This is a genomic window from Pseudomonas sp. XP1 (genome assembly GCF_053557675.1).
The window spans coordinates 10,888-35,999 of record NZ_JBNRIJ010000039.1 but is presented as its reverse complement, the minus strand read 5'-3'; the positions used below and the strand labels follow the sequence as shown (position 1 = coordinate 35,999).

General features: G+C 63.7%; 18 protein-coding genes and 4 tRNA genes. 18 read left to right on the top strand and 4 right to left on the bottom strand.

Annotated features, from left to right (window positions below; genetic code table 11):
- The first annotated feature begins 61 nt into the window (after nt 1-61).
- On the top strand, nt 62-2,077 hold the full coding sequence (uvrB, locus tag ACK1U9_RS22935; RefSeq protein WP_075044143.1) for an excinuclease ABC subunit UvrB: 2,016 nt from the start codon (nt 62-64) through the stop codon (nt 2,075-2,077).
- A gap of 127 nt (nt 2,078-2,204) precedes the next feature.
- Here uvrB and ACK1U9_RS22930 read toward each other — a convergent pair whose 3' ends face one another.
- Both ACK1U9_RS22930 and ACK1U9_RS22925 read right to left on the bottom strand, forming a co-directional pair.
- Nucleotides 2,205-3,755 (bottom strand): MDR family MFS transporter, encoded by a 1,551-nt coding sequence (locus ACK1U9_RS22930; RefSeq protein ID WP_046616985.1) that lies wholly within the window; start codon nt 3,753-3,755, stop codon nt 2,205-2,207.
- Nucleotides 3,745-4,800, bottom strand: coding sequence for an HlyD family secretion protein (locus ACK1U9_RS22925; RefSeq protein ID WP_046616984.1), 1,056 nt, complete (start codon nt 4,798-4,800; stop codon nt 3,745-3,747). The genes ACK1U9_RS22930 and ACK1U9_RS22925 overlap by 11 nt, the downstream gene beginning before the upstream one ends.
- 143 nt (nt 4,801-4,943) lie before the next feature.
- On the opposite strand from ACK1U9_RS22925, the gene gltX reads away from it, so the two are divergent.
- The 10 genes from gltX (at nt 4,944) to ACK1U9_RS22875 (ending at nt 11,067) form a co-directional block, all read left to right on the top strand.
- Nucleotides 4,944-6,425 (top strand): glutamate--tRNA ligase, encoded by a 1,482-nt coding sequence (gene gltX / locus ACK1U9_RS22920; protein ID WP_046616983.1) that lies wholly within the window; start codon nt 4,944-4,946, stop codon nt 6,423-6,425.
- Nucleotides 6,426-6,714: 289 nt separating this feature from the next.
- Nucleotides 6,715-6,790: transfer RNA gene (locus tag ACK1U9_RS22915), tRNA-Ala, on the top strand.
- A gap of 72 nt (nt 6,791-6,862) precedes the next feature.
- A tRNA-Glu gene (locus ACK1U9_RS22910) sits at nt 6,863-6,938 on the top strand.
- A 53-nt stretch (nt 6,939-6,991) separates the two neighbouring features.
- Nucleotides 6,992-7,067: transfer RNA gene (locus tag ACK1U9_RS22905), tRNA-Ala, on the top strand.
- Between the two features lie 41 nt (nt 7,068-7,108).
- A tRNA-Glu gene (locus ACK1U9_RS22900) sits at nt 7,109-7,184 on the top strand.
- Between the two features lie 174 nt (nt 7,185-7,358).
- On the top strand, nt 7,359-7,898 hold the full coding sequence (locus tag ACK1U9_RS22895; protein ID WP_108481525.1) for a TetR/AcrR family transcriptional regulator: 540 nt from the start codon (nt 7,359-7,361) through the stop codon (nt 7,896-7,898).
- 15 nt (nt 7,899-7,913) lie between these two features.
- Nucleotides 7,914-8,747 carry an alpha/beta fold hydrolase gene (locus ACK1U9_RS22890; RefSeq protein ID WP_153671769.1) on the top strand — a complete coding sequence of 278 codons (834 nt, stop codon included), beginning with the start codon at nt 7,914-7,916 and terminating at the stop codon, nt 8,745-8,747.
- Nucleotides 8,748-8,932: 185 nt separating this feature from the next.
- A complete protein-coding gene (locus tag ACK1U9_RS22885) occupies nt 8,933-9,367 on the top strand; it encodes an acyl-CoA thioesterase (RefSeq protein ID WP_046617041.1) in 435 nt (144 codons plus the stop codon).
- A 51-nt stretch (nt 9,368-9,418) separates the two neighbouring features.
- Nucleotides 9,419-10,390, top strand: a complete 972-nt coding sequence (locus ACK1U9_RS22880) for a tRNA dihydrouridine synthase (RefSeq protein ID WP_135001582.1) — start codon at nt 9,419-9,421, stop codon at nt 10,388-10,390.
- A gap of 233 nt (nt 10,391-10,623) precedes the next feature.
- Entirely contained in the window at nt 10,624-11,067 is a 444-nt protein-coding gene (locus tag ACK1U9_RS22875) for an Hsp20 family protein (protein WP_003260273.1), read from the top strand.
- 91 nt (nt 11,068-11,158) lie between these two features.
- Here the strand turns inward: ACK1U9_RS22875 and ACK1U9_RS22870 are convergent, their stop codons facing one another.
- Both ACK1U9_RS22870 and ACK1U9_RS22865 read right to left on the bottom strand, forming a co-directional pair.
- Nucleotides 11,159-14,455, bottom strand: a complete 3,297-nt coding sequence (locus tag ACK1U9_RS22870) for a PAS domain S-box protein (RefSeq protein WP_085601474.1) — start codon at nt 14,453-14,455, stop codon at nt 11,159-11,161.
- Nucleotides 14,456-14,517: 62 nt separating this feature from the next.
- Nucleotides 14,518-15,396: a LysR family transcriptional regulator gene (locus ACK1U9_RS22865; RefSeq protein WP_153671770.1), complete on the bottom strand. Its 879-nt coding sequence runs from the start codon at nt 15,394-15,396 to the stop codon at nt 14,518-14,520.
- A 131-nt stretch (nt 15,397-15,527) separates the two neighbouring features.
- Here ACK1U9_RS22865 and leuC point away from each other — a divergent pair, with 131 nt between their 5' ends.
- From leuC to ACK1U9_RS22830, 7 genes are all read left to right on the top strand, one after another.
- The gene (leuC, locus tag ACK1U9_RS22860; RefSeq protein WP_153671771.1) at nt 15,528-16,961 is read left to right on the top strand and encodes a 3-isopropylmalate dehydratase large subunit; all 1,434 of its coding nucleotides are present in this window, start codon (nt 15,528-15,530) and stop codon (nt 16,959-16,961) included.
- A complete protein-coding gene (gene leuD / locus ACK1U9_RS22855) occupies nt 16,958-17,602 on the top strand; it encodes a 3-isopropylmalate dehydratase small subunit (protein ID WP_046617038.1) in 645 nt (214 codons plus the stop codon). Before leuC ends, leuD begins: the two co-directional genes overlap by 4 nt.
- 146 nt (nt 17,603-17,748) lie before the next feature.
- Nucleotides 17,749-18,513 (top strand): class I SAM-dependent methyltransferase, encoded by a 765-nt coding sequence (locus tag ACK1U9_RS22850; protein ID WP_153671772.1) that lies wholly within the window; start codon nt 17,749-17,751, stop codon nt 18,511-18,513.
- Nucleotides 18,514-18,567: 54 nt separating this feature from the next.
- The gene (gene leuB, locus ACK1U9_RS22845; RefSeq protein ID WP_013971603.1) at nt 18,568-19,650 is read left to right on the top strand and encodes a 3-isopropylmalate dehydrogenase; all 1,083 of its coding nucleotides are present in this window, start codon (nt 18,568-18,570) and stop codon (nt 19,648-19,650) included.
- 63 nt (nt 19,651-19,713) lie between these two features.
- On the top strand, nt 19,714-20,826 hold the full coding sequence (asd, locus tag ACK1U9_RS22840; protein WP_003260268.1) for an aspartate-semialdehyde dehydrogenase: 1,113 nt from the start codon (nt 19,714-19,716) through the stop codon (nt 20,824-20,826).
- A 516-nt stretch (nt 20,827-21,342) separates the two neighbouring features.
- The gene (locus ACK1U9_RS22835) at nt 21,343-22,347 is read left to right on the top strand and encodes an aspartate-semialdehyde dehydrogenase (RefSeq protein WP_046617036.1); all 1,005 of its coding nucleotides are present in this window, start codon (nt 21,343-21,345) and stop codon (nt 22,345-22,347) included.
- Nucleotides 22,348-22,418: 71 nt separating this feature from the next.
- A partial coding sequence (locus ACK1U9_RS22830) for a FimV/HubP family polar landmark protein (RefSeq protein WP_449110204.1) occupies nt 22,419-25,112 on the top strand: 2,694 nt, incomplete at its 3' end.

The following is a 25,112-nucleotide window of genomic DNA, read 5'->3' as shown; positions in this document are numbered from 1 at the left end:
GCGCATTTGGGTATAGACTACTGGCTAAATTTACAGTTGCTGCAACACCGCGAGGTCCGTCATGTCCGAGTTCCAGCTCGTCACCCGTTTCCAGCCGGCCGGCGACCAGCCCGAGGCCATCCGCCAGATGGTCGAAGGCATCGAGGCGGGGCTGTCGCACCAGACGCTGCTCGGGGTGACCGGCTCGGGCAAGACCTTCAGCATCGCCAACGTCATTCAGCAGGTGCAGCGGCCTACCCTGGTGCTGGCACCGAACAAGACCCTGGCCGCGCAGCTGTATGGCGAATTCAAGGCGTTTTTCCCCAACAATGCGGTGGAGTATTTCGTTTCCTACTACGACTACTACCAGCCTGAAGCCTACGTACCGTCGTCCGACACCTTCATCGAGAAGGACGCTTCGATCAACGACCACATCGAGCAGATGCGCCTGTCGGCGACCAAGGCATTGCTGGAGCGGCGTGACGCGATCATCGTCACCACCGTGTCGTGCATCTACGGCCTGGGCAGCCCCGAGACCTACCTGAAAATGGTCCTGCACGTGGACCGCGGCGACAAGCTCGACCAGCGCGCGCTGCTGCGCCGCCTGGCTGACTTGCAGTACACCCGCAACGAGATGGACTTCGCTCGCGCCACCTTCCGCGTGCGCGGCGATGTGATCGACATCTTCCCGGCCGAATCGGACCTCGAGGCCATCCGCATCGAACTGTTCGATGACGAGGTGGAGAACATCGCCGCCTTCGACCCGCTGACCGGCGAGGTATTCCGCAAGCTGCCGCGTTTCACCTTCTACCCAAAGAGCCACTACGTCACCCCGCGGGAAACCCTGCTGGAGGCGGTGGAGGGCATCAAGGAAGAACTCAAGGACCGCCTGGAGTACCTGCAAAAGGCCAACAAGCTGGTCGAGGCCCAGCGCCTGGAGCAACGCACCCGCTTCGATCTGGAAATGATCCTGGAGCTGGGCTACTGCAACGGCATCGAGAACTACTCGCGCTACCTGTCCGGTCGCCCGGCCGGGGCGCCGCCGCCCACCCTGTACGACTACCTGCCGCCCGATGCGCTGTTGGTGATCGACGAATCCCACGTCAGCGTTCCGCAGGTCGGCGCCATGTACAAGGGCGACCGCTCGCGCAAGGAAACCCTGGTCGAGTATGGCTTCCGCCTGCCGTCGGCGCTGGACAACCGGCCGATGCGTTTTGACGAGTGGGAAGATGTCAGCCCGCAGACCATCTTCGTGTCTGCCACCCCCGGCCCCTACGAGGGCGAGCACGCCGGGCGGGTGGTGGAGCAGGTGGTGCGCCCCACCGGCCTGGTCGACCCACAGGTGGAAGTACGCCCGGCGCTTACCCAGGTGGATGACCTGCTGTCGGAAATCCGCAAGCGCGTGGCACAGGGCGAGCGGGTGCTGGCCACCACGCTGACCAAGCGCATGGCCGAAGACCTCACCGACTACCTGGCCGACCACGACGTGCGGGTGCGTTACCTGCACTCGGACATCGATACCGTCGAGCGGGTGGAGATCATCCGCGACCTGCGTCTGGGTACCTTCGATGTGCTGGTGGGCATCAACCTGCTGCGTGAGGGCCTGGACATGCCCGAGGTGTCGCTGGTGGCGATCCTCGATGCCGACAAGGAAGGTTTCCTGCGCTCCGAGCGCTCACTGATCCAGACCATCGGCCGTGCTGCGCGTAACCTCAATGGCCGGGCCATCCTGTATGCCGACAACATCACCGGTTCCATGCAGCGCGCCATCGACGAGACCGAGCGTCGTCGCGAGAAGCAGATCGCCTTCAACCTGGCCAATGGCATCGTACCCAAGGGTGTGGTCAAGGACATCACCGATATCATGGAAGGCGCCACCGTGCCCGGCGCGCGCAGCAAGAAGCGCAAGGGCATGGCCAAGGCAGCGGAGGAGAGCGCCCGTTACGAGGCCGAGCTGCGCACGCCGGGCGAGATCACCAAGCGCATCAAGCAACTGGAAGAGAAGATGATGCAGTTCGCCCGCGACCTGGAGTTCGAGGCCGCGGCGCAATTGCGCGACGAGATTGCCCAGCTGCGCGAGCGGTTGATTACCAGCTGAAGCCTGACGCGGGCCTTGTGGGAGCGGGCGTGCCCGCGAAGAATTCAACGCGGTGGCTGGCACCGGCTGCGCCGGTGTTCGCGGGCGCGCCCGCTCCCACAGGGACCGCATACAGTCTGAAGTAGCCTCAATGTGCTTCTCCCGCCTTCAGCCCCTCCGGCAACTTGCGGGTCAACAACACCGCCACCATGCTCACCGCCAACCCGATCCCCACAAAGTGGAATGCATCGTTGTAGGCCATGATCAACGCCTGCTGATGAGTGATCTCGCTCAACTTGCCCAGTGCCGCATTGTCATTGCCCAGCCGCTCCGCCAGCTGCGCCAACCGCTCCGCCACCTGCGGGTTGCTCGGCACCACCGCCTCCCTCAGGTAGTCGAAATACACTTTTGTCCGTGCATCCAGCAGGGTGGCCAGCAGCGCAATGCCGATCGCACCGCCCAGGTTACGCAGGATATTGAACAGGCTCGACGCCGAACCCGCATCCTGCGGTTGTATATACGCCGTGGCAATCAGCGAGATGGTCACCATGATCATTGGCTGGCCGATGGCACGGATGATCTGGATATGGTTGAACTGCGGCCCTGCAAAGTCCGGGTTGAGCACCCCCGAGCCGAAACTGGCGGCGCCGAACAGGCAGAACCCCAGGGCACACAACACCTTGGGCGACACCACTTTCATCAGTTGCGGCACCAAAGGGATCAGGAACAGCTGCGGGATACCCATCCACATGATCACCTCGCCGATCTGCAAGGCGTTGTAGCCCTGTACCTGAGCGAGGTATAGCGGCAGCAGGTAGATCGACCCGTACAAGCCCACTCCCATCCCCAGGCTGGCGATGCTCGACAGGCCAAAGTTGCGATTGCCGAGAATGCGCAGGTTGATCAGCGGGTGTGGCCTGGAAAACTGCAGGATCACGAAGGTAATCAGGCAGACCAGGGCGATGCTGCCCAGGCCGACGATCAGCTGCGATTCCAGCCAGTCCTTGCGGTGGCCTTCCTCCAGGAACACCTGCAAGCAGCCAAGCCCCAGGCCCAGGGTGGCGATGCCGGCGTAATCGGTACTTTTCAGCAGGTCCCAGTGCGCATCCTTCTTCTCCAGCCCATACAGCAGGCCGGCGATCATCACCAGGCCCGGCGGGATATTGATGTAGAAAATGTATTCCCAGCCCCAGTTCTCAGTCAGCCAGCCGCCCAGGGTAGGGCCGATGGAGGGGGCGAAGGTGGCGGTCATGGCGAACATGGCCATGCCCTTGGCGCGGTGGTGTTCGGGCAGCTTGATCAGGGTCAGGGTGAAGGCCAGCGGGATCAGCGCACCGCCGGTAAAACCCTGCAGGGCGCGGAACAGGATCATGCTCTCGAGGTTCCAGGCCATCGAGCACAACAGCGACGACAGCAGGAAGCCGCCGGATACCCATACCGCCAGGCGCCGCGCCGACAGTAGCTGCACCAGCCAGGCGGTGAGCGGGATCATGATGATTTCCGCGACCAGGTAAGAGGTGGAAATCCACGAGCCTTCCTCCAGCGTCGCTGACAGCGCGCCCTGGATGTCCTTGAGCGACGAGTTGGTGATCTGGATGTCCAGCACCGCCATGAAGGCGCCGAGCATCACGCTCATTACCGCGATCCAGTCCCGCCGGGTCGGCTCGGTGGTGGGCCTGAGCAGCTGGTCACCGGCCATCGCGGCCTTCGTCTTCGCTGCGCAGGTCGACGGTGGCGGTCACCGACATGCCAGGGCGGATGCGCCCGTGCAGTGGGTTGTCGGCGCGGAAAGTCAGCTTGACCGGGATACGCTGCACCACCTTGGTGAAGTTGCCGGTGGCGTTGTCGGGCGGCAGTAGGCTGAACTGCGCGCCGGAGGCGGCGAACAGGCTGTCGACCCGGCCTTCGATCGGTGTGTCGGGGTAGCTGTCGAACAGCAGTTCGGCACGCTGGCCGGGCTGCATGTGGCCGATCTGGGTTTCCTTGAAATTGGCCTGCACCCAGATGTCTTCGTCCGGCACTATCGACAGCAGGTAGGCACCGGCCTGTACCACCTGGCCACTGCGCGCGTTGCGCTGGCCGATGCTGCCGCTGATGGGGGCGCGGATTTCGCAGCGGGTCAGGTTCAGTTCAGCCTGGGCCAGATCGGCGCGGGCGTTGGCGATCTGCGCGTCGAGCCGCTTGAGCTCGGCGGTCAGCGCATTGACCTGCTGGCGCTGGCTTTGCAGGTCGGCACGGGCCTTGTCGACCTGCGAGCCGGCGACATGGCTGTCCGCGGACAGGGTGGTGACCCGCTCTTCCGATACGAAACCTGGCTTGCGCAACTTCTCGGCACGGCTCAGGTCCAGGCGTGAGCGGTCGAAGGTGGCCTGGTTGGCCGCCACCTGGGCCTGGCCGGCGGCGATCAGGCTGGCTTGCTGGGTCAGGCGGCTTTGCGCCTGCACCTGCTCGGCTTCGCGGGTGGCCAAGGCGGCGCGCGCGCGTTGCACGGCCAGTTCGAAGTCGGCGGACTCCAGGCGCACCAGCAGGTCGCCTTTGCTGACATGCTGGTTGTCCTCGACCCGCACCTCGTCGATGCGTGCGCCCAACTGGCTGGAAATGCGCGTGATCTCGCCCTGTACGTAGGCGTTGTCGGTGCTTTCGTAGAAGCGACCCTTGAAGTACCAGTGCCCCACGAAAGCGAGGGCGATGACGGCCACCAAGGTGAAGAAGACCAGCAGGCGGCGTTTGAGTTGGGCAGGCATGAGGACTATCGTTCCAGAAATGTAAATAAATTTAACAGCGGCGCATGGCAGGTCGACAAGTGACGTTCGCGCCATTGCTGGAGCCCGGAGCCCGCCTCCTGCTAACATCCCGCCTTTGTTTCATCTTTCGTTCGAGACTCTCCATGACCACCGTACGCACGCGTATCGCGCCATCGCCTACCGGCGACCCCCATGTCGGCACCGCCTACATCGCCCTTTTCAACTACTGCTTTGCCAAGCAGCACGGCGGTGAGTTCATCCTGCGCATCGAAGACACCGACCAGCTGCGCTCCACGCGCGAGTCGGAACAGCAGATCTTCGATGCCCTGCGCTGGCTCGGCATCGAATGGAACGAAGGCCCGGACGTCGGCGGCCCGCACGGCCCGTACCGGCAGAGCGAGCGTGGCGAGATCTACGCCAAGTACGCCAAGGAGCTGGTTGACGCTGGCCATGCCTTCTACTGCTTCTGCACCGCCGAAGAGCTGGAGCAGATGCGCGCCGAGCAGCAAGCCCGTGGCGAAACCCCGCGCTACGACGGCCGCGCGCTGCTGCTGAGCGCCGAGGAAGTGCAGCGCCGCCTGGACGCTGGCGAGCCGCACGTGATCCGCATGAAAGTGCCGAGCGAAGGCGTGTGCGTGGTCCCGGACATGCTGCGTGGCGATGTCGAGATCCCGTGGGACCGCATGGACATGCAGGTGCTGATGAAGAACGACGGCCTGCCGACGTACTTCCTGGCCAACGTGGTCGACGACCATCTGATGGGTATCACCCACGTGCTGCGCGGCGAAGAGTGGCTGCCATCGGCACCCAAGCTGATCAAGCTGTACGAATACTTCGGCTGGGAACAGCCCAAGCTATGCTACATGCCGCTGCTGCGTAACCCGGACAAGTCCAAGCTGTCAAAGCGCAAGAACCCGACCTCGGTGACTTTCTACGAGCGCATGGGCTTCATGCCCGAGGCGATGCTCAACTACCTGGGCCGCATGGGCTGGTCGATGCCGGACGAGCGCGAGAAGTTCTCGCTGGCCGAGATGGTCGAGCACTTCGACCTGTCGCGTATCTCGCTGGGCGGCCCGATCTTCGACATCGAGAAGCTATCCTGGCTGAACGGCCAGTGGTTACGCGAACTGCCGGTCGAGGAGTTCGCCGCACGCCTGCAGAAGTGGGCATTCAACAGCGATTACATGATGAAGATCGCCCCGCACGTGCAGGGCCGGGTGGAAACCTTCAGCCAGGTAGCCCCGCTGGGCGGGTTCTTCTTCGAAGGCGCGCTGAAGCTCGACGCCAAGCTGTTCGAAAGCAAAAAGCTGTCGGCTGACCAGGTACGCCAGGTGATCCAGCTGATCCTGTGGAAGCTCGAAAGCCTGCGTCAATGGGAAAAAGAGCGCATCACCGGTTGCATCCAGGCGGTGGTCGAGGCGTTGGAGCTGAAGCTGCGTGACGCCATGCCGCTGATGTTTGCTGCCATTACCGGCCAGGCCAGCTCGGTTTCGGTACTGGATGCCATGGAAATCCTTGGCCCGGACCTGACCCGATATCGCCTGCGCCAGGCCCTGGACCTGCTGGGTGGTGTGTCGAAGAAAGAAAACAAAGAGTGGGAAAAGCTGCTGGCCTCCATCGCCTGACAGTAGTCCCGAGGCCATAAGCCGAACTTGTGGGAGCGGGTTCACCCGCGAATACGATGGTGCATTTTCCGGCGCATTCGCGGGTAAACCCGCTCCCACAGGGCTCACTGTTGAGTTTTGGCAAGGGCAGGGCGGTAAGTGATTGTTATCTGTGAAAATTTTTTTGAATATTTTGAAAAATTCGTTTGACAGCCCTGCAATCCGATCTTAATATGCGCCCCGTCCACAGCGATGAACGAAAACGAAACGCCAGGCACCCAGCCAGCGCTTCGGTTCAAAGCGACATTGTGGGGCTATAGCTCAGCTGGGAGAGCGCCTGCATGGCATGCAGGAGGTCAGCGGTTCGATCCCGCTTAGCTCCACCAAATTCCGCTTGGCAGCCAAGGTTGTCAGGCAAGACCGGGTCCAGCAACCGGGTCTTGAAGGTAAGAAGGTTCGTCCCCTTCGTCTAGTGGCCTAGGACACCGCCCTTTCACGGCGGTAACAGGGGTTCGAGTCCCCTAGGGGACGCCAGTTTTGCACAAGCGATGTTTCAGGATGTCGCTGGGCCGAGAGGCTAGAAATCCGGGGCTATAGCTCAGCTGGGAGAGCGCCTGCATGGCATGCAGGAGGTCAGCGGTTCGATCCCGCTTAGCTCCACCAATTTGCCGCGGTCCGCGCAAGCGGGTCGGCACGAAGGTTACGTCCCCTTCGTCTAGTGGCCTAGGACACCGCCCTTTCACGGCGGTAACAGGGGTTCGAGTCCCCTAGGGGACGCCACGTTTACCCGCGTTTTGCGGGACTTTTAAGGCTCATTCGATTATTGAATGGGCCTTTTGTTTTTCTCCCCTGCTCAAAAAATTCGCGACCGACAGGCGGCTACAGATTCTGCTTGCCAAAAAATATTATGCGAATAATATTTCTATCATCATATTTTGATTGGCGAGTGGCACGATGAGCGACAAGAAGAGCAGAACCCGCGAACGCATCCTCGAGGCGGCGCGAAGTGCGCTGATCCAGCACGGCCCGGCCGAGCCCAGCGTCAGCCAGGTCATGGGTGCGGCAGGCCTGACCGTCGGTGGTTTCTACGCGCACTTCGACAGCAAGGACGAGTTGATGCTCGAAGCGTTCCGCCAGTTGCTGTGTGAGCGCCGCGCCTTGCTCGCGCAGATCGACCCCAGCCTCGATGGCGCCGGGCGGCGGGCGCTGGCCAGCGCTTTCTACCTGTCGCGCAAGCACCGTGATGCCGAAGTGCATGCCTGCCCGCTGCCCAACTCGCTGGGCGAGATGCAGCGCCTGCCGGAGGCCTTCCGCGAGGTGCTGGCCGAGCACATCGAGTTGATGGCTGCCGCCATGGTCGACCGTCCCGAGGATGCCGACAAGGCCTTGGCCGACCTGGCCCTGATGATTGGCGGCCTGACGCTGGCCCGTGCCCTGGGCACCAGCGAGCTGTCTGATCGTATTCTGCGCGCCGCCAAATCGGCGGTGCTTTGATCCTGGAGCATGGCGATGACTACCCTGAGCTGGATTCGTGGTGTCAATGGCACCTTGGGCCGCCTGGCCCCTGAGCATGTCGCGGGCAAGATGCGCCGTGCCTTCATGACCCCGCGCAACCTGCCGCCACGGGATTGGGAGTTGCCCGTGCTGGCCAGCGCCGAGCGCATCACCCTGCGCTTCGGTTTGTCGGCCCTGCGCTGGGGCAAGGGGCCGACCGTGCTGCTGATGCACGGGTGGGAAGGGCGCCCGACCCAGTTTGCCGCGTTGATCGAAACCTTGGTCCAGGCCGGGCACACGGTGGTGTCGCTGGAGGGTCCGGGGCATGGGCGTTCGCCTGGCGAGCAGGCCAATGTGGTGCTGTTTGCCCGGGCGCTGCTGGAGGCTGCCGCCGAACTGCCGCCGCTGCGCGCGGTTATTGGCCATTCCATGGGAGGCGCCAGTGTATTGCTGGCCCTGCAGATGGGGCTACGCACAGAGGCAGCGGTCAGCATTGCCGCTCCGGCGCGGCTGTTGGGCGTACTGCGTGGCTTTGCCCATCGCCTGGGGCTGCCAGCGCGGGCGCGGGCGGCGTTCATTCGCCAGGTTGAGCGGGATGTAGGCATGCAGATTGCGCGGCTGGATGTGACTGGTTACCAGCTGGAGTTGCCTGGGTTGGTGGTGCATGCCGCCGATGATGCCTTGGTGCCCGTCGATGAGGCACAGGTTATTCACAAGGCCTGGTTCGATAGCCGCCTGATGCTGCTGGAGGCGGGTGGCCACCAGCGGGTGCTGTCCGATCCGCGCCTGAGTGAAGCGGTGCTGGAACTGTTGGCCCGGGCTGGCGCACCAGTACGGCAAAGTGCCTGATGATGTTGCCAGTACTGGCCTGATCGCCGGCAAGCCAGCTCCCACAGGTAAAGCGCAAGCCTTTGATCCCGCGCAGACTCTGTGGGAGCTGGCTGGTCGGCGATCAGGCCGGTAAATCCTCCACAAAGGCTGGACTTTTATCTGCAGGGCCCTGCTAAATCCACTTTTGCTCCAAGGAAGCGAACATGAGTTGGGACCTGGCAACACCCTTCGTCATCGACCTGCGCGTCGGCAGCGAGGATATCGACGGCCTTGGCCACGCCAACAACGCGGTCTACGTCACCTGGCTGGAGCGCTGCGCCTGGCGCCACTCCCAGCGCCTGGGCCTGGACCTGGCCGAATATCGCCGGCTGGACCGGGCGATGGCCGTGGTGCGTCACGAAATCGACTACCTGGCCGCTGCCTATGAGGATGATGAGCTGCAACTGGCCACCTGGATCATCGACTGGGACCAGCGCCTGCGCATGACCCGGCGCTTTCAGCTCAAGCGCCCACGCGACGGCGTGACCTTGCTGCGCGCCCAGACCACCTTTGCCTGTATCGAATTGTCCAGCGGCAAGCCCAGGCGTATGCCGGCGGAGTTCCTCGACGGTTACGGCCCGGCGCTGATCGGCGCCTGAAACGCCGGCAATTTTTGTTAGACTGCCGGCTTTTTCCGCCGAGACCCCGACATGCAAATTGCCCTGGCCCCCATGGAGGGGCTGGTCGACAACATCCTGCGCGACGTGCTGACCCGCGTGGGCGGTATCGACTGGTGCGTCACCGAGTTCATTCGCGTGTGCGATCGCCTGCTGCCGCCTTCCTCGTTCGACAAGCTGGCACCCGAGTTGCGCAATGGCGCGCGGACTGCCGCAGGGGTGCCCATGCGTGTGCAGCTGTTGGGTTCGGACCCTGTGTGCCTGGCGGAAAACGCCGCGCTGGCCTGCGAGTTGGGCGCGCCGGTGATCGACCTGAACTTCGGTTGCCCGGCCAAGACCGTGAACAAGTCGCGTGGTGGAGCGGTGCTGCTCAAGGAGCCGGAGCTGCTGCACGCCATTGTGCGTGAGGTACGCCGTGCCGTGCCGGCGGATATCCCGGTCACCTCGAAGATGCGTCTGGGTTTCGACAGCCCCGACGGCGCGCTGGAGTGCGCCACGGCGCTGGCCGAAGGCGGCTCGGCGCACCTGGTGGTGCATGCGCGGACCAAGGTCGAGGGCTACAAGCCACCGGCCCACTGGGAGTGGGTGGCGCGGGTGCAGGATGTGGTCAAGGTGCCGGTGTTCGCCAATGGCGAAATCTGGACCGTGGACGACTGGCGGCGCTGCCGTGAGGTCAGTGGCGCCGAAGATATCATGCTGGGCCGCGGGCTGGTCTCGCGCCCCGACCTGGGGCTGCAGATTGCCGCGGCACGTGACGGGCGGGACTACCAGCCGATGAGCTGGGACGACCTGCTTCCGTTGCTGCGCGAGTTCTGGCGCCAGGCCCAGGCCAAGTTGTCGCCGCGCTATGCGCCTGGGCGGATGAAGCAGTGGCTGGCGATGCTGACCCGCAGTTATCCCGAAGCGGTTGTGCTGTTTGCCGAGTTGCGGCGGGAGGATGACTGTGCGCGGATCAGCAGGTTGCTCGGGGTTGAGGTGCGGGCGCTTGAGGCTTGTGTTGCCTGATCCGGCCACTTCGCGGGTGAACCCGCTCCCACAGGTACCGAGCAGGTCTCAAGGTCTGTGGTGATCCTGTGGGAGCGGGTTCACCCGCGAAAGGGCCATTGAATCCAGTACAAAAATCGGATTTTTTTTGCTCGCCCCTTGAAAGCATTTCCCTCGGCCATATCTCTTGAGTACGCGATGCCGAAGTCGGGTCGCGTAATGACTTACTTGCTGAATCTCAGGAGTTCATGACCATGACTACCGCTTTCTCTCTCGCTCCACTGTTCCGCCATTCCGTTGGTTTCGACCGTTTCAACGACCTGTTCGAATCCGCGGCACGTAACGAGGCTGGTAGCAGCTACCCGCCCTACAACGTGGAAAAGCATGGCGATGACCACTACCGCATCGTGGTTGCTGCAGCTGGTTTCCAGGAAGAGGACCTCGACCTGCAGGTTGAAAAAGGTGTCCTGACCGTGACCGGTGGCAAGCGCGACAATGGCCCTGCTGAAGTGACCTACCTGCATCAGGGTATCGCGCAGCGCGCCTTCAAGCTGTCGTTCCGCCTGGCCGACCATATCGAAGTCAAGGCCGCCGGCCTGGCCAATGGCCTGCTCAGCATCGACCTTCTGCGCATCGTGCCTGAAGAAGCCAAGGCCAAGCGCATTCCGATCAACGGCGACAAGCCAGCGCTGAACTGATCGCGTAGATGTGGAAAAGGGCACCCCCAGGGGTGCCCTTTTTTGTTGTTGTCGCCGGTTCGGCTTCCTTGTGGGAGCGGTTGCATCGGTTTCAGTAATCCGCCGGCGCCTCCAGCAACATCTGGCGAAACTCTGGCAACGGCAGCGGCCGGCTGTGCAGGTATCCCTGGTAAAGGTGGCACCCCAGCCGCTCCAGAAACTCCAGCTGTTCGGTCAGCTCCACCCCTTCGGCAATCACCGCCAGGTCCAGACTGCGGGCCATGGCGACAATGGCGCGGACGATTTCGGCGTCGTTGGGGTCAATCGGCGCATCGCGCACGAAGGTCTGGTCGATCTTCAGCGCATCCACCGGCAGACGCTTCAGGTAGGTCAGCGAGGAATACCCGGTGCCGAAGTCATCCATGGCAAAGCTCACCCCGTAGCGCTTCAGTTCGCGCATCTTGCTGATGGTATCTTCCAGGTTCTGGATGACGATGCCTTCGGTAATCTCCAGTGTCAGCATCTGCCGTGGCAGGCGGTAATCGTCCAGGCTGCGCAGCACCCGCCCGACAAAATCGTTCTGGCGGAACTGCCGTGGGCTGATGTTCACGCACAGGCTGAAATCATCGGCGTCGATCAGCCCGTCGCCGAGCATGCGCGCGCAGGCATCGCAAGCTTCGTCGAGGATCCAGCTGCCAACTTCAAGGATCAGGCCGCTTTCTTCCAGTACCTGAATGAATTGCGCGGGTGGCTGCTGACCCAGTTGCGGGTGATGCCAGCGCAGCAGGACCTCGGCGCCGACGATGCGGTTGTCGCGGGCATCCACCTGTGGCTGGAAGTGCAGCGCCAGCTCGCCGCGGGCCAGGGCCAGGCGCAGGTCGTTTTCCATGCGCAGGCGCTCGCTGGCAGCCTTCTGCATGGTGGTATGGAACAGCTGGGTGGTGTTGCGCCCGGAGTCCTTGGCCCGGTACAGGGCGATATCGGCACGCTTGAGCAGGTCGGCCGGGGTGGCGCCGTGGTCGGGGATCAGCGCCACGCCGATGCTGGGTGTCACCTGCAGGCGCTGGCCGTCCAGCGACATCGGCTCGGCCAGCAGTTCGCGCAGGGTGTCGGCCAGCCCGCGGACTTTCTCTTCGACCAGCTCTCGGCTGCCTTCCAGGCCGCTGAGCAATACCACGAACTCGTCGCCACCCAGGCGCGCCACGGTGTCTTCCAGGCGCACACTGGCTTCCAGCCGCGCGGTGATGATCTTCAGCACAGTGTCGCCCACCGGATGGCCCAGCGAGTCGTTGATGTGCTTGAAGTGGTCGAGGTCAAGGAACAGCAGGGCGCCGCGCAGGTTGTGGCGCCTGAGCAGGGCGATCTGCTGGCTCAGGCGGTCCATCAGCAGGGCGCGGTTGGGCAGGTTGGTCAGCGGGTCGTGGTAGGCCAGGTGGCGAATCTGTGCCTGGGCGTTCTTCAGCTGGCTGACATCGCGGGCGGTCAGCAGCAGGCAGTCCACCTCGTTGAGGGTGATCGGCTCCACCGACACCTCCACGGTAAGAATATCGCCACGCTTGTTGCGCCCGAGCATCTCACGGTGGTGCACCCGGCCACGCTCGCGCAACTCGGCCAGCAGGGCGCTGCGCTGCTTGTCGTCGGCCCAGATGCCGATCTCATACACCGTGTGGCCGACCACTTCGGCAGCGCTGTAGCCGGTCAGGCGGCAGAAGCCGTCGTTGATTTCCAGGTAGCGACCGCTGTGGCGTTCGGTGATGGTGATGGCGTCGGGGCTGGAGTGGAAGGCCTTGGCAAACTTTTCCTCGCTGGATTTGAGTGCCGCCTCGGCGCGCTGCTGCTGGGTGATGTCGCGCAGGGTGGTGACGCTGCAGGGCTGGTCGTCGACGGTGATGAGGCGGCTGGAAATAACGCAGGTCAGCGGTGCGCCATTGCGGTGGTTGACCACCACGGCGACGTTGCTCAGGGCCTGTTCGCGGATCACTCGCTCGATGCGTTGCGCGCGTTCTATCGACTCCGCCCACAGGCCGATTTCCTCGGCGGTGCGGCCGATCACCTGGTCGGTGTTCCAGCCGAAGGTCTGGGTGAACGCCGGGTTGATCTCGATGAACTGGCCAGTGTCCTGGCGGGTGACGCAGATCGGGTCGGGGCTGACCTGGAACAGGCTGGCGAACTTCTCTTCCGAGGCACTCAGGCGCTGTTCGCGTTCCACCTGGTCGGTGATGTCGAGCAAGGTACCGGCCATGCGCAGCGGGTTGCCCTGTTCGTCGCGGTACAGTCGGGCGCGGCTTTCGATGTAGCGCGAGATGCCGTTCTCCAGTTGCACCCGGTAGGTGATCTGGTAATTGCCGGCAGGCCCTTCGCGCAGGCTGCGGTAGGCCTGGCGCATCGAATTGCGCTCCTGCTCCGGTACTCCTTCGAAAAACGCGTCGAACGATTCGTGAAAGGGGATGGGCGGCAGGCCGTGCAGTTGCGCGGCGCGGGCCGAGCCGTAGAGCATGCCGCTGGGGATATGCCAGTCCCAGGTGCCCAGCTGTGCCGAGTCCAGGGCCAGGTCCAGGCGCTCCTGGCTGTCCTTCAGGGCCTGCTCGGCGCGCTTGCGTTCGGTGGTGTCGACGAAAGTGCTGATCAGGAAGGTCACGCCTTCCAGTTCGATGCCCTGGGTGCAGAGAATGCCGTCATGCACCTTGCCGCTGATGGCGCGAAATTGTACTTCGAGGATCAACGGGCCGCTGTTGGCCCGGGTCGATTCCAGCACCATATGGCGCTGTTCGGGGTTGACCCACAGGCCCAGTTCCAGGCTGGTCTTGCCGATCACCTGGCTGCCGGGCCAGCCGAACATGTCTTCGAAGTGCTGGTTGACCTCGAAGATCATGCCGTCGTGGCGGCGGGTGAGCAAAATGGCATTGGGGCTGAGGTGGAACAGGGTGGCGAAGCGTTTCTCCGAATTGATCAGCGCTGTTTCCCGCTCGCGCTGGCGGGTGATTTCGCGGATCACCCCAATCATCTGTGGCCGGCCGTGCGGGTCGTGGGTCAGGCTGCCGTTGATCTCCAGCCAGTGCAGGCTGCCGTCCGGCCAGCGGATACGGTGGCGCATGGCCTGTTCCACCGGTTCGCCGTTGAACACCGCCTGGAATACCTGGCGTGTGCGCGCGCGGTCTTCCTCGGGCAGCAGGTCGAGGTAGTCGACATCGGCGGGGAGCGGGCGCTGCGGGTCGAAGCCGAACAGGGCCTGGGTGCCCCGTGACCAGCTGACCCGGCCGCTTTCGATATCCCATAGCCAGGCCCCCAGCCGCGCACCGTTGAGCGCGGCCAGCAATTGCGGGGCGTTCTGCCAGGCCTGCTCGGACTCCTGAGGGTCGGCCGCAGGTATGCGCGGCAGGCGCAAAAAGCGATTCGCTGATTTGGGCATCGGTACCAGACCTTTGGCGTGTGACGCGTCCTTGGAGGTGGCAATACCGGGCTGACGACCGGTCAGGCGGGCCCTGCGTGGCTGTCGAGCAGGGCCATGAATGCCCTGGCCGCGTTCGATAGCGTACGCTCCGTGTGCAAAATGTAGCCTAGCTGGCGTGACAGCTGTATGCCCGGCAAGGCGATGGGTGCAACCTGTTCGTCGAGCATGGTGCGCGGCAGCACGCTCCAGGCCAGGCCGATCGACACCATCATCTTGATGGTTTCCAGATAGTTGGTGCTCATGGCGATGTTCGGTGTCAGGCCCTGGCTTTCGAACAGGCGCTGGACAATATGGTGGGTAAAGGTGTTGCCGCCGGGGAACACGGCCGGATGGCGGGCTACGTCGGCCAGGCTGACCGCATGGTTGTTGGCCAGCGGGTGCTCGGGGGCGGCGACGAAGTCCAGGGCGTCCTCCCACACCGGCACGGCCCTGACCAGATGGTGCGGCTCGGGCGCCAAGGTGATCACGGCAATCTCGGCGCGGCCATGGAGGATTTCGTCGTAGGCCGCTTCCGAATCCATGAACTGAATATCCAGCGCTACTGCCGGGTATTCCCGAGTGAAGGCCCGCAGCAGCGGGGGAAGGCGGTGCAAGCCTATATGGTGGCTGGTGGCCAGGGTCAGGCGACCACTCACCTCCCCGGACAAATTGGTCAGTGCGCGCCGGGTATCATCGAGAACGTTGAGGATCTGGTAGGCGCGCGGCAGCAAGGCGCGGCCAGCCTCGGTCAGCGTCACCTCGCGGCCCAGCCGGTCGAACAGGCGCACATCCAGTTGCTGTTCCAGCCCGGCGATGCGCTTGCTGACCGCCGGTTGGGTCAGGAACAGGCGGTCGGCGGCCCCGGAAAAGCTACCGGTTTCGGCAATCGCGATGAAGGCACTAAGGTTCGCCAGATCCATGGAGCTGTATTCCTGTTGGTTATCCAAAGCATAAAAATTATGAATTTGAGTTATTCAATTTAACCCCCTAGCATCGACCGCACAAGCCAAGGGGTCTTTGGCATAGAAAGACGCTGATGAGGAACAGTCTGATGGCTGGCAAAACGCTCTACGACAAACTCTGGGAAGCCCATGAGGTCAAGCGCCGTGATGACGGCTCGTCCTTGATCTACATCGACCGTCACATCATCCACGAAGTGACGTCGCCCCAGGCCTTCGAAGGCCTGCGCCTGGCCAACCGCAAACCCTGGCGAATCGATGCCAACATCGCCACACCGGACCACAACGTGCCGACCACGCCAGAGCGCAAGGGCGGTATCGAGGCCATCGTCGACCAGGTGTCGCGCCTGCAGGTGCAGACCCTCGACGAGAACTGTGACGAATACGGCATCGTCGAATTCAAGATGAATGACGAGCGTCAAGGCATCGTCCATGTCATCAGCCCGGAGCAGGGTGCCACCTTGCCTGGCATGACCGTGGTCTGCGGTGACTCGCACACCTCCACCCACGGCGCCTTCGGTGCCTTGGCCCACGGCATCGGCACCTCCGAAGTAGAGCACGTGCTCGCTACCCAGTGCCTGGTCGCCAAAAAGATGAAGAACATGCTGGTGCGCGTGGAAGGCCAGCTGCCTGCCGGCGTTACCGCCAAGGACATCGTCCTGGCCGTGATCGGCAAGATCGGTACCGCCGGTGGTAACGGCCACGCCATGGAATTTGCTGGCAGCGCCATCCGCGAATTGTCGATGGAAGGCCGCATGACCATCTGCAACATGTCCATCGAAGCCGGTGCCCGCGTAGGCCTGGTGGCGGTGGACGACACCACCGTTGCCTATGTCGAAGGCCGCCCGTACGCGCCGAAGGGCGATCAGTGGAAGCAGGCGGTCGAAGCCTGGAAAGGCCTTGTTTCCGATGCTGACGCGGTGTTCGACACCGTGGTCGAGCTCGACGCTGCGCAAATCAAGCCGCAGGTCAGCTGGGGCACTTCGCCGGAGATGGTCCTCGCCGTCGACCAGCGCGTGCCGGACCCGGCTGCCGAGCCTGACCTGATCAAGCGTGGTTCGATCGAGCGTGCCCTCAAGTACATGGGCCTCGCCGCCAACCAGGCGATCACCGATATCAAGCTCGACCGCGTATTCATCGGTTCGTGCACCAACTCGCGCATCGAAGACCTGCGCGCCGCCGCCGAAATCGCCAAGGGCCGCAAGGTCGCTGCCAACGTCAAACAGGCGCTGGTGGTACCGGGCTCGGGCCTGGTCAAGGCCCAGGCCGAGCGTGAAGGCCTGGACAAGATCTTCCTCGAAGCCGGTTTCGAATGGCGTGAACCAGGCTGCTCGATGTGCCTGGCGATGAACCCGGACCGCCTGGAGAGCGGCGAGCACTGCGCGTCCACCTCCAACCGCAACTTCGAAGGCCGTCAGGGTGCCGGTGGCCGTACCCACCTGGTCAGCCCGGCCATGGCCGCCGCCGCCGCGGTGACCGGCCACTTCATCGATGTCCGCGAGTTGATCCAAGGGAGCGCAGCATGAAAGCCTTTACCCAGCACACTGGCCTCGTTGCGCCGTTGGACCGTGCCAACGTCGACACCGACCAGATCATCCCCAAGCAGTTCTTGAAGTCGATCAAGCGCACCGGCTTCGGCCCCAACCTGTTCGACGAGTGGCGTTACCTGGATGTGGGCCAGCCTTACCAGGACAACAGCAAGCGCCCGCTGAACAAGGAGTTCGTGCTCAACCACGAACGCTACCAGGGTGCCAGCGTGTTGCTGGCGCGTGAAAACTTCGGTTGCGGCTCCAGCCGTGAGCACGCCCCATGGGCGCTGGACGAGTACGGCTTCCGCAGCGTGATCGCACCGAGCTTTGCCGACATCTTCTTCAACAACAGCTTCAAGAACGGTTTGCTGCCGATCATCCTCAGCGATGAGGAAGTCGACGAGCTGTTCAAGCAGGTCGAAGCCATCCCGGGCTATCAGCTGACCATCGACCTGCAGGCGCAGGCGGTGACCCGTCCGGATGGCAAGGTGCTGCACTTCGAGATCGATGCGTTCCGCAAGCACTGCCTGCTCAACGGCCTGGACGATATCGGCCTGACCCTGCAGGACAGCGATGCGATCAAGGCCTTCGAAGGCAAGCACCGCGCCGCGCAGCCTTGGCTGTTCCGTGATGCCTGAATGATTTAGTGGGTTTGCTGGCCTCATCGCCGGCAAGCCAGTTCCCACAGGAACTCCACAGGTCTGAAAACTGTAGGTTCTCTGTGGGAGCTGGCTTGCCGGCGATAGAGCCAGTAAAGACAACCCAAAACCAGAAGGATCGAGACATGACCAGCACCCAGCACACCGATGTGGTCCAGCGCCAGTTCGGCGAACAGGCCAGCGCCTACCTCAGCAGCGCCGTGCACGCCCAGGGCAGTGAATTCGCCCTGCTGCAGGCTGCGCTGGCGGGGCAGGGCCATGCCCGCGTGCTGGACCTGGGCTGCGGCGCCGGTCATGTCAGCTTTCACGTCGCCCCGCTGGTTGCCGAAGTGGTCGCCTACGACCTCTCGCAGGCCATGCTCGACGTGGTCGCCAGTGCCGCTGCCGAGCGCGGCCTGGCCAATATCACCGCCGAACGCGGTGCCGCCGAACGCCTGCCGTTCGCCGACGCCTCGTTCGACTTCGTCTTCAGCCGCTACTCGGCCCACCACTGGAGCGACCTGGGCCTGGCCCTGCGCGAAGTGCGCCGGGTGCTCAAGCCGGGTGGCGTGGCAGCGTTCATCGACGTGATGTCGCCGGGCAGCCCGCTGCTCGACACCTACCTGCAAACGGTCGAAGTACTGCGCGACACCAGCCACGTGCGCGATTATTCCGCCGCCGAATGGCAACGCCAGGTCAGCGAGGCTGGTTTGCATGTGCGCAGCCACACCCGCCAGCCGCTGCGCCTGGAGTTTTCCAGCTGGGTCGAGCGCATGCGCACCCCCGAGCCAATGCGCGTGGCAATTCGCCAATTGCAGCAAGCCATGGGCGAGGAAGTACGGCAGTATTACCAGATCGAGACCGACGGTTCGTTCAGCACCGATGTGCTGGTGTTGTGGGCCGAGCGTTAAGAACTTTTCGGTGGGGCCCGCTTGGCCGCACCGCGTGAATGGATAGAGGAAAGCATGAGCAAGCAGATTCTGATTCTCCCAGGTGACGGTATCGGCCCGGAAATCATGGCCGAGGCGGTCAAGGTGCTGGAGCTGGCCAACGACAAGTTCCAGCTCGGTTTCAGCCTGGAGCACGACGTGATCGGTGGCGCTGCCATCGACAAGCACGGCGTGCCGCTGGCCGACGAGACCCTGGAGCGTGCGCGCAAGGCCGATGCCGTGCTGCTGGGCGCCGTGGGCGGGCCGAAGTGGGACAAGATCGAGCGTGACATTCGCCCCGAGCGCGGCCTGCTGAAAATCCGTTCGCAACTGGGCCTGTTCGCCAACCTGCGCCCGGCCATCCTCTACCCGCAACTGGCCGATGCCTCGTCGCTCAAGCCAGAGATCGTTTCCGGCCTGGACATCCTCATCGTCCGTGAGCTGACCGGCGGTATCTACTTCGGTGCCCCGCGTGGTCAGCGTGAGCTGGAAGGCGGCGAGCGCCAGGCCTACGACACCCTGCCGTACAGCGAGAGCGAAGTGCGCCGCATTGCCCGTGTCGGCTTCGACATGGCCCGCGTGCGTGGCAAGAAGCTGTGCTCGGTGGACAAGGCCAACGTCCTGGCGTCCAGCCAGCTGTGGCGTGAAGTGGTCGAGGACGTGGCCAAGGACTACCCGGATGTGGAACTGAGCCACATGTACGTCGACAACGCCGCCATGCAGCTGGTGCGCGCGCCCAAGCAGTTCGATGTGATGGTGACCGACAACATGTTCGGTGACATTCTGTCGGATGAAGCTTCCATGCTGACCGGTTCCATCGGCATGCTGCCTTCGGCGTCGCTGGATGCCGACAACAAAGGCATGTACGAGCCGTGCCACGGCTCGGCGCCGGACATCGCAGGCCTTGGCATCGCCAACCCGCTGGCGACCATCCTGTCGGTGTCGATGATGCTGCGTTACAGCTTCAATCAGTCGGCTGCCGCCGAGGCGATCGAGAAGGCCGTGAGCCTGGTCCTGGATCAGGGGCTGCGCACCGGCGACATCTTCTCGGAAGGCTGCCGCAAAGTTGGTACGCAGGAAATGGGCGACGCAGTAGTCGCAGCGCTGCGGAATCTGTAATCTCTCTGGCCCGCCACCCAAAATTCCCGGTGGCGGCCCACTTTTAGCAAAGGTGTAGTTGCGATGAAACGTGTAGGTCTGATCGGTTGGCGCGGTATGGTCGGTTCCGTGCTCATGCAGCGGATGCTGGAGGAGCAGGATTTCGACCTCATCGAGCCGGTGTTCTTCACCACCTCCAATGTTGGCGGCCAGGGCCCGAACGTGGGCAAGGATACAGCTCCGCTCAAGGACGCTTATTCGATTGAAGAACTCAAGACCCTCGACGTGATCCTGACCTGCCAGGGCGGCGACTACACCAACGAGGTCTTCCCCAAGCTGCGTGAAGCCGGCTGGCAGGGTTACTGGATCGACGCCGCCTCGTCCCTGCGCATGCAGGATGACGCGGTGATCATCCTCGACCCGGTCAACCGCAAGGTCATCGACCAGCAGCTGGACGCGGGTACCAAGAACTACATCGGCGGCAACTGCACCGTCAGCCTGATGCTGATGGGCCTGGGTGGTCTGTTCGAAGCCGGCCTGGTCGAGTGGATGAGCGCCATGACCTACCAGGCGGCCTCGGGTGCCGGCGCGCAGAACATGCGCGAGCTGATCAAGCAGATGGGTGCTACCCATGCTGCCGTTGCCGATGACCTGGCCAACCCGGCCAGCGCCATCCTCGACATCGACCGCAAGGTTGCCGAGACCATGCGCAGCGAAGCGTTCCCGACCGAGAACTTTGGCGTGCCGCTGGCTGGCAGCCTGATCCCATGGATCGACAAGGAGCTGCCGAACGGCCAGAGCCGTGAAGAGTGGAAGGCCCAGGCTGAGACCAACAAGATTCTCGGCCGCTTCAAGAGCCCGATCCCGGTCGACGGCATCTGCGTGCGCATTGGCGCCATGCGTTGCCACAGCCAGGCGCTGACCATCAAGCTGAACAAGGACGTGCCGCTGGCCGACATCGAAGGCATGATCAGCCAGCACAACCCTTGGGTGAAACTGGTGCCTAACCAGCGTGAAATCAGCATGCAGGAGCTGAGCCCGACCAAGGTTACCGGCACCCTGAACATCCCGGTTGGCCGCCTGCGCAAACTGAACATGGGCTCCCAGTACCTGGGCGCGTTCACCGTAGGTGACCAGCTGCTGTGGGGCGCGGCCGAGCCGCTGCGTCGCATGCTGCGGATTCTGCTGGAGCGTTGATCGTTCCGGTCTGACCGAAAACCCGCGCTGGTGACAGCGCGGGTTTTTTTTATTTCCGATCCATCCTGGCCGGCCCGGCTTTTCTCTGCTTTTGCTTTTGATTTTGCTTCTAGGCGCGCGATAGTTCAGGCGCCGCCGATTGCGACTTCAGGAGGCCGAGCGAAGGGACTGCGGAGGGAGGTGACGGGCATGGATGCCCGTCAAGCGCTGAGGCCCCATGGATGGGGCCTGCAGCGCGTACTCCCGGGAGCAGGCCCGTAGCGAGGGGACCCCGGAGCGAAGCGTAGGGGCCGGATGATGGGAGCCGACGGTTTTTGGTTCCTTTTTGCCACGACAAAAAGGGACCCGCCGTAAGGGCGGAAAGGTGACTTGGCGCCACCATCGCGAATGAATGCCTACTCGATGCAAGAGCAAGAGCAAGAGCAGCGCAGCTCTAGGTTTGGGCCAGCACAGACAAAACTCTACAATCCGAGTAAAGTGCCGCCCCCCGCCGTTTTCAGCAAAAGGATCCCTTCCATGACACACCCTTTGGACATCGCCGTCGTCGGCGCCACCGGCAGCGTCGGTGAAGCCCTGGTGCAGATCCTCGAAGAGCTGGATTTCCCGGTCGCCACCCTGCATCTGCTGGCCAGCATGGAATCGGCGGGTAGCAGCGTGATGTTCGCCGGCAAGAAGCTGAAGGTACGTGAAGTGGACAGCTTCGACTTCGCCCAGGTCAGGCTGGCCTTCTTCGCCGCAGGCGCCGCCGTCAGCCGCAGCTTTGCCAGCAAGGCGCTGCAGGCAGGCTGCACGGTCATCGACCTTTCCGCTGGTCTGGACGACGCCCTGGCCCTGGTGCCGGAAGCCAACGCCGAACGCCTGGCCGGCCTGGCATTGCCCGCCCGCATCGTCAGCCCGTGCTCGGCCGCGGTAGCCCTGGCCGTTGCACTGGCACCGCTCAAGGGCCTGCTGGATATCGAGCGGGTGCAGGTAATGGCCGCGCTGGCGGTGTCCGCACAAGGCCGTGAAGCGGTCAACGAACTCGCCCGGCAAACCGCCGAGCTGCTCAATGCCCGCCCCTTGGAGCCACGCTTCTTCGATCGCCAGGTGGCGTTCAACATGCTGGCCCAGGTCGGAGCCGCCGATGAGCAAGGCCACACGGCCCTGGAGCGCCGCCTGGTCAGCGAGCTGCGCGTGTTGCTGGGCCTGCCGGAGCTGAAGATTTCCGTGAGCTGCGTTCAAGTCCCGGTATTTTTCGGCGATAGCTTCAGTGTGGCGGTACAGAGCCGTCGCCCGGTAGACCTGGGCGCGGTCAACCAGGCCCTCGAGGCAGCCGACAGCGTCGAACTGGTGGAGCGCGATGATTATCCAACCCCGGTAGGCGACGCAGTGGGCCAGGACGTGGTCTATGTTGGTCGTGTACGGCACGGTGTTGATGAAGACCAGCAGCTCAACCTCTGGCTGACCACCGACAATGTGCGCAAAGGCGCCGCGCTCAATGCCGTGCAAGTGGCGCAATTGTTGATTAAACACATGCCGTAAAAGATACTGGCGAGCACTATTGTCCTGCTCTGCATGCAGGTTTCAGGACGCTTTATACAAGGGAAGAGGTCATGCTTCGAATTCGCAAACTGGTTCTGGCCATGGCTGCAGCATCGGCGCTGTCGTCGGGCATGGCGAATGCCTTGGGCCTGGGGGAGCTGACCCTCAAGTCGGCACAGAACCAGCCCCTGGACGCCGAGATCGAGCTGCTCGACGTGCGCGACCTCACCGCCGCCGAAGTGGCACCGAGCCTGGCGCCGCCGGAAGAGTTCAGCAAGGCAGGGGTGGCGCTGCCGACGTACCTCGAAGACCTCACCTTCACGCCGGTGATCAACCCCAACGGCAAGAGCGTGCTGCGGGTTACCTCCAGCCAGCCGCTGCCTGAACCGGTGGTGAAGTTCCTGGTCCAGGTGATGTGGCCGCAAGGCCGCCTGCTGCGTGACTACAGTGTGCTGCTCGACCAGGCCAAGGCCCAGGGCGACAAGCCTGCGGCGGGCAATGTCGCGCCAGCGGTGACCGCTGCCGGCAGCTACACCACCCAACGCCGCGACACCTTGTGGCAGATTGCCGCGCGCAACACCCAGGGTGGCTCGATCCAGCAGACCATGATCGCGATCCAGGCGCTTAACCCGGACGCTTTCATCGGCAACAACATCAACCAGCTGAAGGTCGGCCAGGTGCTGCGCCTGCCCGACCAGCAGCAGATCCAGAATATCGCACAGGGCGAGGCGATCGCTGAGGTGGCCGAGCAGTATGCCGCCTGGCGTGAAGGCCGCCGCCTGGGCCCGCGCGCCCGCCAGCTGGACGCGACCCGTCGCGGCGCCGCCGAGGCAGCGCCGGCACGTATCGCCCAGGGCGACAACCTGCGCCTGGTCAGCCCGGGCAACCAGGCCGGTGCCGACCAGGCCAAGGCTCTCAACGACAAGCTGGCGGTGGCCCAGGAAAGCCTGGACACCAGCCGTCGCGACAACGAAGAACTCAAGAGCCGCATGGCCGACCTGCAGAGCCAGCTGGACAAGCTGCAGCGTCTGATCGAGCTGAAGAACAACCAGCTGGCCCGCCTTGAGGCTCAGGGTGCGACGGCGCCGGCCCAACCGGTCGTCAAGCCTGCGCCTGCCGCCGTCGATACCGCACCCAAGCCGGTGCCCGCCGCCGAGGCCGCACCTGCCGGCCAGCCTGGCAGCGTGGTCGACGAAATCATGGGCAACCCGCTGCTGCTCGGGCTGATTGCCGGTAGTGCCTTCCTCGTACTGCTGCTTCTACTGTTGCTGCTGGCGCGCAAGCGCAAGGCCCAGCAGGAGGCTGAAAAGCACCTGCGCATGGCGCGGGCGCTGGAAGAAGAGCAGGTCGCAGGCTTCGACAGCGATAGCGCAAGCTTCGATGGCGTCGAGGTCTCGGCCCCGAGCGTGACCCTGTCGCCGGCCGTGGTCGCTGCTTCGGCTGCAGCCGCCACCGCCGCGGAAAAAACATCGGTACCCGCCGTCGAAGCGCAACCTGAACCGCAAGCCGACCCCCATGCCGCGTTGCTGGCGGAGGTCGAGCAATGCGTGGCCGAAGGTCGCCTGAACCGCGCCGCCGACCTGCTGGAGCCTGCCGTGGCCGCCGCGCCTCAGCGTGACGACCTGCGCCTGAAACTGATGGATGTGTATGCACGCCAGGGGGATCAGAGCGCGTTCGTCGAGCAGGAGCGCAAGCTGCCGGCCAGCGAGCCGAACAGTGCAGCGGTTGCCGGGCTGAAAGAGCGTTACCCAGCCATGCTCGGCCTGGCCGCTGCCGGCCTGGGCGCTGCGGCCCTGGCTGCCGAGATGGACGAGCAGTACGTGCAGGAGCTGCTGCAAGATCAGCCTGAAACGCCAGTGGTTGCCGATGTGGCGGCCGAGGAAGTGCCGGCGTTCGAGCCAGAGGTGGCGGCTGAACCAGAGGCCGTTGCCCAGTCGGAACCTGACGCAGCGCTCGAGCCTGAAGTTGATCTGGATGCTGAGCTGGATGCCTTCGATGAAGTGCCTACCCTCGATGCGCCGGGCCTGGACGAGCAGGACCTGGACAGTGCCTTCGACCTGAGCCTGGGTGACGACCTGCCCGAGCAAGACCCGCTGGCGACGCCGTTGCTGGACGAATCGGTGGCCCAGCAACCTGTCGTCGACGAGCCGGTACTGGATGAGCCGGTGCAGGATACGGCTCAGCCGGAAGACCAGCCGTTTGCCGTGGACGCCGAGCTGCAGGCCGACGCCGACGCCGAATTCGAGGCCATGCTGGCCCAGGCCGAGACACAGCCCGCTGTGGACCTGTCCGACTTCGACCTCGACGTCAGCGAACCGGTTGCCCCGGCCGCCCCGGCTGCAGACGACGCAAACCCGGTGGATGTCGCTGCCGAGCTGGCTGCCTTCGACAGCGAGCCAGCGTTCGACCCGCTTTCCGAGTTCGACCTGCCGTCCGACTTCGACCTGTCGCTCTCGCTGGAAGACGATTCGCCAGCAGCCAAGAGCTTTGCCTCGGAGCTGGACGACGTCAATGCCGAACTGGACAAGCTGTCGCAGAGCCTCGAATCGCCGTCGCTGGAGCCGCACTTCACCAGTGAGGACGCGCTTGCCCAGCCTGAGCCCGAGCCACTGGACGACCTGGACTTCGACTTCTTCTCCGGTAGCGACGAAGTGGCCACCAAGCTTGACCTGGCCCGCGCCTATATCGACATGGGCGACAACCAGGGCGCGCGCGACATCCTCGATGAAGTGGTCAAGGATGGCGACGACAGCCAGCGTCAGGAA

What these genes read in the sequence shown, in the direction of transcription:
- uvrB (WP_075044143.1), top strand. Translation starts at nt 62, where the DNA reads ATGTCCGAGTTCCAGCTCGTCACCCGTTTCCAGCCGGCCGGCGACCAG.
- ACK1U9_RS22930 (WP_046616985.1), bottom strand. Translation starts at nt 3,755, where the DNA reads ATGGCCGGTGACCAGCTGCTCAGGCCCACCACCGAGCCGACCCGGCGG.
- ACK1U9_RS22925 (WP_046616984.1), bottom strand. Translation starts at nt 4,800, where the DNA reads ATGCCTGCCCAACTCAAACGCCGCCTGCTGGTCTTCTTCACCTTGGTG.
- gltX (WP_046616983.1), top strand. Translation starts at nt 4,944, where the DNA reads ATGACCACCGTACGCACGCGTATCGCGCCATCGCCTACCGGCGACCCC.
- ACK1U9_RS22895 (WP_108481525.1), top strand. Translation starts at nt 7,359, where the DNA reads ATGAGCGACAAGAAGAGCAGAACCCGCGAACGCATCCTCGAGGCGGCG.
- ACK1U9_RS22890 (WP_153671769.1), top strand. Translation starts at nt 7,914, where the DNA reads ATGACTACCCTGAGCTGGATTCGTGGTGTCAATGGCACCTTGGGCCGC.
- ACK1U9_RS22885 (WP_046617041.1), top strand. Translation starts at nt 8,933, where the DNA reads ATGAGTTGGGACCTGGCAACACCCTTCGTCATCGACCTGCGCGTCGGC.
- ACK1U9_RS22880 (WP_135001582.1), top strand. Translation starts at nt 9,419, where the DNA reads ATGCAAATTGCCCTGGCCCCCATGGAGGGGCTGGTCGACAACATCCTG.
- ACK1U9_RS22875 (WP_003260273.1), top strand. Translation starts at nt 10,624, where the DNA reads ATGACTACCGCTTTCTCTCTCGCTCCACTGTTCCGCCATTCCGTTGGT.
- ACK1U9_RS22870 (WP_085601474.1), bottom strand. Translation starts at nt 14,455, where the DNA reads ATGCCCAAATCAGCGAATCGCTTTTTGCGCCTGCCGCGCATACCTGCG.
- ACK1U9_RS22865 (WP_153671770.1), bottom strand. Translation starts at nt 15,396, where the DNA reads ATGGATCTGGCGAACCTTAGTGCCTTCATCGCGATTGCCGAAACCGGT.
- leuC (WP_153671771.1), top strand. Translation starts at nt 15,528, where the DNA reads ATGGCTGGCAAAACGCTCTACGACAAACTCTGGGAAGCCCATGAGGTC.
- leuD (WP_046617038.1), top strand. Translation starts at nt 16,958, where the DNA reads ATGAAAGCCTTTACCCAGCACACTGGCCTCGTTGCGCCGTTGGACCGT.
- ACK1U9_RS22850 (WP_153671772.1), top strand. Translation starts at nt 17,749, where the DNA reads ATGACCAGCACCCAGCACACCGATGTGGTCCAGCGCCAGTTCGGCGAA.
- leuB (WP_013971603.1), top strand. Translation starts at nt 18,568, where the DNA reads ATGAGCAAGCAGATTCTGATTCTCCCAGGTGACGGTATCGGCCCGGAA.
- asd (WP_003260268.1), top strand. Translation starts at nt 19,714, where the DNA reads ATGAAACGTGTAGGTCTGATCGGTTGGCGCGGTATGGTCGGTTCCGTG.
- ACK1U9_RS22835 (WP_046617036.1), top strand. Translation starts at nt 21,343, where the DNA reads ATGACACACCCTTTGGACATCGCCGTCGTCGGCGCCACCGGCAGCGTC.